This is a genomic window from Corynebacterium kozikiae (genome assembly GCF_024580965.1).
In the GTDB taxonomy this organism is placed as follows: Bacteria; Actinomycetota; Actinomycetes; order Mycobacteriales; family Mycobacteriaceae; genus Corynebacterium; species Corynebacterium kozikiae.
Map to the genome: position 1 here is coordinate 26,088 of NZ_JANIKJ010000019.1, position 8,177 is coordinate 34,264.

The 8,177-nt window shown below is 59.3% G+C and carries 7 protein-coding genes, 1 pseudogene and 1 riboswitch; of the genes and pseudogenes, 2 read left to right on the forward strand and 6 right to left on the reverse strand.

Features of this window, described 5'->3' with window-relative positions:
* Nucleotides 1-5 precede the first annotated feature (5 nt).
* The 6 genes from dnaJ to dnaK form a co-directional block, all read right to left on the reverse strand.
* Entirely contained in the window at nt 6-1,181 is a 1,176-nt protein-coding gene (dnaJ, locus tag NQ018_RS09710; RefSeq protein ID WP_257060682.1) for a molecular chaperone DnaJ, read from the reverse strand.
* Nucleotides 1,182-1,358: 177 nt separating this feature from the next.
* Nucleotides 1,359-2,429: an ABC transporter substrate-binding protein gene (locus NQ018_RS09715; protein WP_257060683.1), complete on the reverse strand. Its 1,071-nt coding sequence runs from the start codon at nt 2,427-2,429 to the stop codon at nt 1,359-1,361.
* A 37-nt stretch (nt 2,430-2,466) separates the two neighbouring features.
* On the reverse strand, nt 2,467-3,264 hold the full coding sequence (locus NQ018_RS09720; protein ID WP_257038251.1) for an ABC transporter ATP-binding protein: 798 nt from the start codon (nt 3,262-3,264) through the stop codon (nt 2,467-2,469).
* Nucleotides 3,261-4,304, reverse strand: coding sequence for a FecCD family ABC transporter permease (locus NQ018_RS09725; RefSeq protein ID WP_257038252.1), 1,044 nt, complete (start codon nt 4,302-4,304; stop codon nt 3,261-3,263). The genes NQ018_RS09720 and NQ018_RS09725 overlap by 4 nt, the downstream gene beginning before the upstream one ends.
* 49 nt (nt 4,305-4,353) lie before the next feature.
* Nucleotides 4,354-4,539, reverse strand: a riboswitch (cobalamin riboswitch).
* Between the two features lie 115 nt (nt 4,540-4,654).
* Nucleotides 4,655-5,284, reverse strand: a complete 630-nt coding sequence (gene grpE, locus NQ018_RS09730; protein WP_257038253.1) for a nucleotide exchange factor GrpE — start codon at nt 5,282-5,284, stop codon at nt 4,655-4,657.
* Entirely contained in the window at nt 5,284-7,113 is a 1,830-nt protein-coding gene (dnaK, locus tag NQ018_RS09735) for a molecular chaperone DnaK (protein WP_257038255.1), read from the reverse strand. Before dnaK ends, grpE begins: the two co-directional genes overlap by 1 nt.
* An 807-nt stretch (nt 7,114-7,920) precedes the next feature.
* Here dnaK and NQ018_RS11645 point away from each other — a divergent pair.
* The gene (locus NQ018_RS11645; protein WP_011116968.1) at nt 7,921-7,968 is read left to right on the forward strand and encodes an erythromycin resistance leader peptide; all 48 of its coding nucleotides are present in this window, start codon (nt 7,921-7,923) and stop codon (nt 7,966-7,968) included.
* A 99-nt stretch (nt 7,969-8,067) separates the two neighbouring features.
* Nucleotides 8,068-8,177 (forward strand): annotated as a pseudogene (locus NQ018_RS09740) (23S ribosomal RNA methyltransferase Erm); the annotation flags it as partial.

Sequence of the window (8,177 nt, forward strand, 5' to 3'; positions counted from 1 at the left end):
ACCTCCTAAGCGTTGCCCGCCCATCCCTGGCGCGGGTCAAATCCGGCATCGCGCTCCGCCTGCGCATAGGTTCGCAGTGCGGTTGTGGCATCTACGTCGAGCGTCGGCGGCACTTGCACAACGACGCGCACAAGGAGGTCTCCAGCAGCGCCAGTCTTGCGCGGCACTCCTTTCCCTCGCACGCGCAACACGCGCCCGTCGGGAGTTCCCGCCGGGATCTTCACAGTCACCCGACCATCGAGCGTGGGCACGGAGACGGTCCCGCCGAGGGCTGCCTCGGCGAAGGAGATTGGCACCGTAAGCTCAAGGTCTTGGCCGTCGCGGGTAAAGACGGGGTCGGCGTCAACGTGGACGGTCACAAAGAGATCGCCTGCTGGGGCGCCGTTGTGCCCGGCTTCGCCCTGGCCTGCGAGGCGAACTTTTTGGCCGTCGCGGATGCCCTGTGGGATGCGCACCGTGATGTCCCTGGTTTTGCGCTGGGTACCGGTGGCGTTGCAATCCGGGCAGGGGTCGGTGATCTTCTTGCCGGTACCGCCACAGTCTTTACACGGTGCACTGAAGCCAAAGGCACCGCGGTTCTCACTGGTAAACCCTGTTCCTTGGCAGGTGGGGCAGTTCTGCGGTTGGCCCGACTTCGCGCCCGAGCCGTGGCAGGTTTGGCACGGAACCTCACCGGTGAGCTTTACCGGAATGGTGGTGCCGCGCGCGACCTCGCGGAAGCTAATTCGGATGGAGGTTTCTACGTCTTGTCCCCGCGGCGGCGCAGTTGTGTTGCGAGTACCACTGCCGCGGTTGAAAATGCCACCGAAGATATCCCCCAAAGGGCCCTCTTGGCTAAATCCTCCGCCTCTTTGAGTGAAGATGTCTTGGAAGTCGAATCCTTCTTGCGCTTGGCGAAACCCGCCGGGAAAGCCGGCGCCTCCTGCCTGACCAAATCCGCGAGACGCCATCCGGCGGAAATCGTCATACTCTTTACGCTTTTCTGGGTCACCCACCACGTCATATGCCTCGGCCACGGCTTTGAAGCGCTCCTCCGCGGCTGCGTTGCCGGGGTTGGAATCCGGGTGGTTTTCGCGAGCAAGCTTGCGATACGCCTTTTTAATCTCCGCCTCGGTAGCGGTTTTGGATACACCGAGGTCCTTGTAGTAGTCCTTCTCAGCCCACTCTGGTTTTGGTGCCATAATGCGCACACCTTTCTTTCCTGTTCACTAAAAGTTGAGTCTAGTGGACGCAACGCTCACGTTGGAGTTTTTATTGCACCCTGGGTGTGCGAGCGAAACCCAGCCGTGCACGTGAGCGCATAAAAACACCACGCGGCCAAACACTCGGCAGCGTGGTGTGATGGGAGAAGAAAGAACCTAACCGCGCGTGTACTCCTGACCCGGTACGGAATCAGGCAGGGCCAACTCTGGGGCGATGGTGCTTTCTGGGACAAGCTTGAAGTACTCGAGGGCCTTACGCACATGCTCCGCGGCATCGACGTTCAGCGGCGACTCACACCACATGGCGTAGGGAAGGTTGATAAAGCGGTTTTCCTTCACGGCCGGCAGATCCTTGGTCACCGGGTGACTGCGCAGCAGCTCCACTTTCTCTTCCAGCGTTTGGCCGGGGTAATCCACAAACGCGATGGCGTCGGGTTGCTGCTCAGCGATTGCCTCCCAGTTCACCGATACCCACGTATCCTCCACACCCTCCATTGCGTTCTTGGCGCCTGCCGCCTCGATGATGCCCTGAGGAGCGCCCCAACGGCCAGAGGTGAATACGGTGTCAGTGCCGGAGTCGAAGACCAGCACCACGGGCTCCTTGGTTGCTTCCGGTGCGGCCTCCAGCGCGTCTAGGCGCTTGTCAAAGCGCTGCACGGCCTCCTTGGCCTCCTTCTCATTGCCGGTGAGCAGGCCAATGTTGTGGAGGTCTTCGCGCACTGCGTCGTAGGGGTTGATCACCCCGCGGCCCTCCCCGTCCTGCTGACGGCAGGACTCCGAGAGCACGTAGGTAGCAATGTCGTACTCGGCCAAGCGCTCTGGGGTGATGCCCTTGTCTTCGCTCAGACCGTAGCCCCAGCCAGCCACGTAGACGTCGGCTTGCGATGCCACGATCTCCTCAAGCGTGGGGTACTTCTCCGCGATCTCTTCCTTCGACGCGATGGCGTCACCGTAGGCGGCCTGCAAGATGTCCAAGTCGCGCTGCATGGAGCTCACGGCGGTCACTGCGTCAATTGCGTCGGCAGCCAGCACGAGGGACATGATGTTACCGTCATTGACCAGCATCTTCTTGGCTTCACCTGGGTAGGTCACCTCCTGGCCACAGTTGGTCAGGGTGATCGACGCCTGATCGCCCTCCGCTTGCGGCGCATCACCTGAAGAGGTGCAGCCCACGAGGCCGAGGCCACACAGAGTAAATACTGCGAGGGTTTTGTTCCAAGTTTTCATGGGGTTTCCTCCATCCCAAAATGGGGTTTTGTTCTAATTAGTCTTCAAATTTTTCAGTGAGCAGGTGCGGATGCCGGAGAGCCTCCACGTGCTCGATGTGGGAGCGCACCCCAAAGACCTGTTGCACAACGTCTTGCGTGAGAACGTCAACAGGCGATCCGTCAGCGAATACCGAAGCCTCATGCAGCACTATCACGCGGTCGAAGTAGGTGAGGACGAGGTCGAGGTCGTGAATCGCCGCAACGACGGTACTGTGAGACTCTCGCACCATATTGAGCACCTGATGCTGGTGGCATACATCGAGGTGGTTGGTTGGCTCATCAAGCAGGAGGAATGGGCTCCGCTGTGCGATACCACGGGCGATCACCACGCGCCTGCGCTGGCCGCCAGAAAGCTCACCGCTATTGCGCCCGGCGAGGTTCTCAATCCTCATGAGCTGGATCGCGGCCTGAACGGCCTCATGATCGCTGGCCCGCATCACTCCAAAACGCGAAGAGTACGGGAGGCGGCCCAAGCTCACAAAGTCGATAACTTCCATCTCAAAGGGAGGCTGCTCCTCCTGCGCCACAAACGCGAGTTGCTGTGCCCGCTGCCGCGCCGGCATCGACCGCAAGGACTCCTCACCGACGAGGATCTTCCCACCACTGGGTTCCATGACACCTGCTAGCAACTTAAGCAGGGTGGACTTCCCCGCACCGTTCGTGCCCACGATGGCCGTCATTTGTTCCGGCTGCAGCGTGAGGTCCAGATCCCGCAAGATTGGCTGATCGCCGTTGTGGTACGAAAAGGTCAGGCCGCGCGCCTTGAGGAGCGCGCCATGTTGCACACAATTCATTCCATACCTCCATAGCGATAACTATTCTTCGCCATCAGGTAGAGGAACAGCGGTGCACCGATAAGTCCCGTGACCACGCCGAGCGGCATCTCCTGGGAACCACCAATCACACGCGCCAACACATCCACCCAGAGCATGAACAACGCCCCGCCCGTGAGGGCAACCGGAATAAGCAAGCGATGCGACGCGCCCACGAGAATTCGAGCAGCGTGGGGAATCACCAGGCCCACAAAGCCGATGCCCCCGGCCACGGCCACAATCGAGCCAACCAGCACCGACTGTGCAAGAAACAAACCCATCCGCAACTTAGGCACTTCCACACCCACGGCTGCGGCCGTCTCCCGTCCCGTTGCCAAAGCGTCCAACTGTCTACTCCACATCACAAAGTATGTGCTCACCAGCAACACCGCCACGAGCGGGAACCAGAGCTTTGCCCAGGTAGCGCCCGCGACACTGCCCAACATCCAGAACATCACGGACTGCGCTGCACGCGGATCTGGGCCTGCAAACACCATAAAGCTGGAGAGTGCGGAAAACGCTGCCGAGAGCACCACGCCACCCAGGACGAGGCGCAGAGGCGTCAAACCAGCGCGCGTGCGAGCAAAAGCCATGATGGCAAACGACGCAGCCGCCGCACCCACCAGGGCGCCCACGGTGAGTGCGGAAACGGGCAGGCTGCCAAACCAGCCAAACAGAATGACAGCAGTAGCACCCACACCTGCGCCTGAAGAAATACCAAGAATGTAGGGGTCTGCAAGAGGGTTGCGGACAAGCGTCTGCATGGCCACGCCAGACACTGCAAGACCAGCACCAACAATGAGAGCCAACAAACTCCGAGGAAGACGCAGATCCCACACAATAGAATCCACACTCTTGGGTACGGCGGCCTCCTGGCCCAAGACGTGCGACGCCAAAACGGACCACGCTTGAGAAAAACTCACCTCTGCAGAGCCCAGCACAAGGGCTGCAACCAAACTCACACAAGCGAGAGCGCAGCCCACACCGATAATCACGGAAGCCGTGAGAATTCGCCGTTGCATGGGCAAGCCAACGTGCCTTTCATAGTGACCAGAAGCAGATCGCGCACTCCCGATCATCCCACTCGGTGCAAGGTTTTCGGACTCCATAAGACAAGAATCTCGGCCATCTGTAATGAGCTCTTCCCAGGATGCCCAGTGGGCTCACCCAGTTCACGGCCAAGTGCTTACGTTACCGCTGCGCGTCAGTTCCAGATTCTCACTGGATTCCCGTTGAACACCGACTTTCACATTGATCTTTGCGAAATGAACTATATATTCATGAACGAAGATCAGTCCTAGGCTAACACACGAAAATGAGCCCCCAACCGAAACTGGTTCGGGGGCTCATTGCTCTCTGCGCGAGCAGCAGGCTACTCGGCAGGCGCTTCTTGCGGCTGCACTACTTCTTGTGGCTCGGCCGGGTCGGCGATGATCACCATTGCAGTACGCAGGAGGCGCTCGCCTGCTTGGTAGCCTCGGCGCAACACGGTACCAATCACCTTTTCGTCTCCAGTGGAGAGGTCCTGCACGGCCTCGTGACGCTCGGCATCAAAGGGGTCACCCTCTTCAGCGAAGGCTTCCACCTTGTGGCCGTCGAGGACGCCCACCAACTTATCGCGGAAGACTTTGAGCGGTCCCTCGGCGAGGTCACCGTGCTTCTCGGCGAGCTCAAGGTCATCGAGCAACGGCAGCAACGTGGTGATCACCTGTGCTTTTGCCAGCTCTACCGTTGCTTGGCGCTCCCGCTCGGTCCTACGCCGGTAGTTAGCGTACTCCGCGGTGATCCGTTGCAGATCTTCAGTGCGCTCATCAAGCTGCGCCTGCAGATCGCCTGCGGCACCCGCCTCATGGCGATCCACCTCAGAGCCATCCACCTCAGCGCCCTCTAGGGTTTCGGCGGCACCTTCCGCTGCAACCTGTTCACCTTCGGCGCTGGGGGCGTCGGTAAGCAACTCCTCCTCAACCTCGGGTACGTCGGGGTTTTGGTTTTGGTCAGACATTACTTCTTGTCCTCGTCCTCATCTACAACCTCTGCGTCCACCACGTTGGGGTCGGCGTCAGCGGCATCCTGGGCGTTGGCCTGGGCTGCTTCGGCTTCGTAGATTTGCTTGCCCATTTCCTGGGATTCGGTGGAGAGCTTGTCTACGGCTGCCTTGATGGCCTCGATGTCGCTGCCCTTGAGGGCCTCGTCCACGGCGTCGGCGGCTTCGTTGACCTTGGTCTTCACGTCCTCAGAAACCTTCTCGCCGTTTTCCTCCAGGAACTTACGGGTCTGGTAAGCCATGGACTCAGCGGAGTTGCGGATTTCCTGCTCCTCGCGGCGCTTCTTGTCCTCTTCCGCGTGGGCCTCGGCGTCCTTCACCATGCGGTCGATCTCTTCCTGGGAGAGGCCGGAGCCGTCCTGGATCTTGATGGTGTTTTCCTTACCGGTGCCCTTGTCCTTGGCGGTGACGTGGACGATGCCGTTGGCGTCGATGTCAAAGGTCACCTCGATCTGTGGCACACCCTGTGGCGCAGGCGCAATGCCGCCGAGCTCAAAGGAACCAAGCAGCTTGTTGTCCGCCGCCATCTCACGCTCGCCCTGGTAGACCTGAATCTGCACGGATGGCTGGTTGTTTTCAGCCGTGGTGAAGGTCTCGGAGCGCTTGGTCGGAATGGTGGTGTTGCGCTCGATGAGCTTGGTCATCAAGCCACCCTTGGTCTCAATTCCCAGGGAGAGTGGGGTGACGTCCAGCAGCAGCACGTCCTTGACTTCGCCGCGGAGCACACCGGCCTGGAGTGCAGCGCCAACTGCCACTACCTCGTCTGGGTTCACGCCCTTGTTTGGCTCGCGGCCACCGGTGAGCTCCTTGACCAGGTCAGATACTGCAGGCATGCGGGTGGAGCCACCCACCAGCACCACGTGGTCGATCTCGGAGACGGACACACCGGCATCCTTGATTACCTGGTTGAACGGGGTCTTGGTGCGGTCCAGCAGATCCTGGGTAAGGCGCTGGAACTCAGTGCGAGAAAGCGTCTCGTCCAGGAACAGTGGGTTCTTGTCTGCATCAACGGTGATGTATGGCAGGTTCACGGTTGCGCTCTGGGAGGAGGACAGCTCAATCTTTGCCTTCTCGGCTGCTTCGCGCAGACGCTGCATGGCCATCTTGTCCTTGGAGAGGTCCACGCCGGAGGACGCCTTGAAGCGCTCTACCAGCCAGTCCACGATGCGCTGATCCCAGTCATCGCCACCGAGCTCATTGTCACCGGCGGTTGCGCGGACTTCCACCACGCCGTCGCCGATTTCCAGCAGGGAGACGTCAAAGGTACCGCCACCGAGGTCAAACACCAGGATGGTCTGCTCCTTCTCGCCCTTCTCCAGGCCGTATGCGAGCGCGGCTGCGGTTGGCTCGTTCACGATGCGCAGCACGTTGAGGCCCGCGATCTGGCCGGCTTCCTTGGTTGCCTGGCGCTGTGCGTCGGAGAAGTATGCGGGAACGGTAATCACGGCATCGGTGACGTCCTCACCAAGGTATGCCTCTGCGTCCCTCTTCAGTTTCTGCAGGGTACGGGCGGAAATTTCCTGTGGGGTGTAATTCTTCTCATCGATGCCAACAGTCCAGTCAGTGCCAATGTGGCGCTTGACGGAGCGGATGGTGCGGTCCACGTTGGTCACCGCCTGGTTCTTGGCGGACTGGCCAACCAGCACCTCACCATTCTTGGCAAAAGCCACCACGGATGGGGTGGTGCGCGAACCCTCGGAGTTCGCAATAACTACGGGCTCACCGCCCTCAAGAACGGCAACTACGGAGTTGGTGGTACCGAGGTCAATACCTACTGCACGGGACATGGAGGTTCCTTCCTACATTGTGTTTTATTGAAGTGTTCACTGGGTTGAGCCTGCTCCACTCAACCCGACACTTAGCCTAACTCCCCCACCCTGGATATTGTTCCCGCCCCACTGCTGTAAATTGCCCCGAGAACCTAAAAGCCCTGGTAAAAGGCAGAAAAATTTTTTAGAAAGTTGAGCGTGGTGGACTCAATCTTGGTTTCCTGAAGCTTTCCGACGCTCCCAAGACCCCACTTCGGCAGCGCCCCACGGCGAGAAGGCGCGGCAGGGGTCCGGGTCAAAAGCAGGTGAGGCCTTTCACAACTAACCCACCAGCGGAAGGAAGCGATAGCCCCTTACCTTGTTGCACCGACCAGCCGGAGGTCAGATCAATATCGGATATGTCGAAAGGATGTGGCACCGCCGCCCACCAGAGATCAAACTGATCCTGTCACGACCACGGCCCTCACGCCGCAAAAAGCCATAGGCCGCCCAGCACCTAAAACTCGTCCACAAACCCCTTAGACTCCCCGTCCACAAAGCGACGGACTCCCTGCCCAACAAGTAACTGGACTCCCTGTCCAAGAAGTCTTCGGACTCCTTTTCCAAAAACCCATGGACATCACACCTTTGAGCTGTGATCATCGACCACCAGAAGGTTGCACACCCTTGGGGAACTTGCATTGAAACTTTCCAAGAGTAGAATGCAAGTACAGAAAGTGAGGACAAGGTCCCTCGCTATGAGTAAGAAAAGGTCTACAGGACAATTTGCGCCTGTAGGCCTTTTCTTTTTCTCTACTGGGGGCGGGCGGGGATATAATTAGACCCATGTTGATTTCAGGTACCGCTTTCTTGCGGTTGCGCACCAACCGCTAAGGCGGTTTCCTACCCCGTAGGTTAAAAACCGCTCCGGTCCTTTAGCCGGGCGGCTATTTGTCATACCCGGCTCCCTTTCAAATCCAAGGAGCACACCTGATGTCTGCATACGGACACGGCCGTCACGAGCATGGCCAAAATTTTCTCACCAACCACAAGATCATCAACTCCATCATCGACCTTGTGAAACAAACCTCCGGCCCCATCAT

What these genes read in the sequence shown, in the direction of transcription:
- dnaK (WP_257038255.1), bottom strand. Translation starts at nt 7,113, where the DNA reads ATGTCCCGTGCAGTAGGTATTGACCTCGGTACCACCAACTCCGTAGTT.
- dnaJ (WP_257060682.1), bottom strand. Translation starts at nt 1,181, where the DNA reads ATGGCACCAAAACCAGAGTGGGCTGAGAAGGACTACTACAAGGACCTC.
- NQ018_RS09720 (WP_257038251.1), bottom strand. Translation starts at nt 3,264, where the DNA reads ATGAATTGTGTGCAACATGGCGCGCTCCTCAAGGCGCGCGGCCTGACC.
- grpE (WP_257038253.1), bottom strand. Translation starts at nt 5,284, where the DNA reads ATGTCTGACCAAAACCAAAACCCCGACGTACCCGAGGTTGAGGAGGAG.
- NQ018_RS09715 (WP_257060683.1), bottom strand. Translation starts at nt 2,429, where the DNA reads ATGAAAACTTGGAACAAAACCCTCGCAGTATTTACTCTGTGTGGCCTC.
- NQ018_RS09725 (WP_257038252.1), bottom strand. Translation starts at nt 4,304, where the DNA reads ATGCAACGGCGAATTCTCACGGCTTCCGTGATTATCGGTGTGGGCTGC.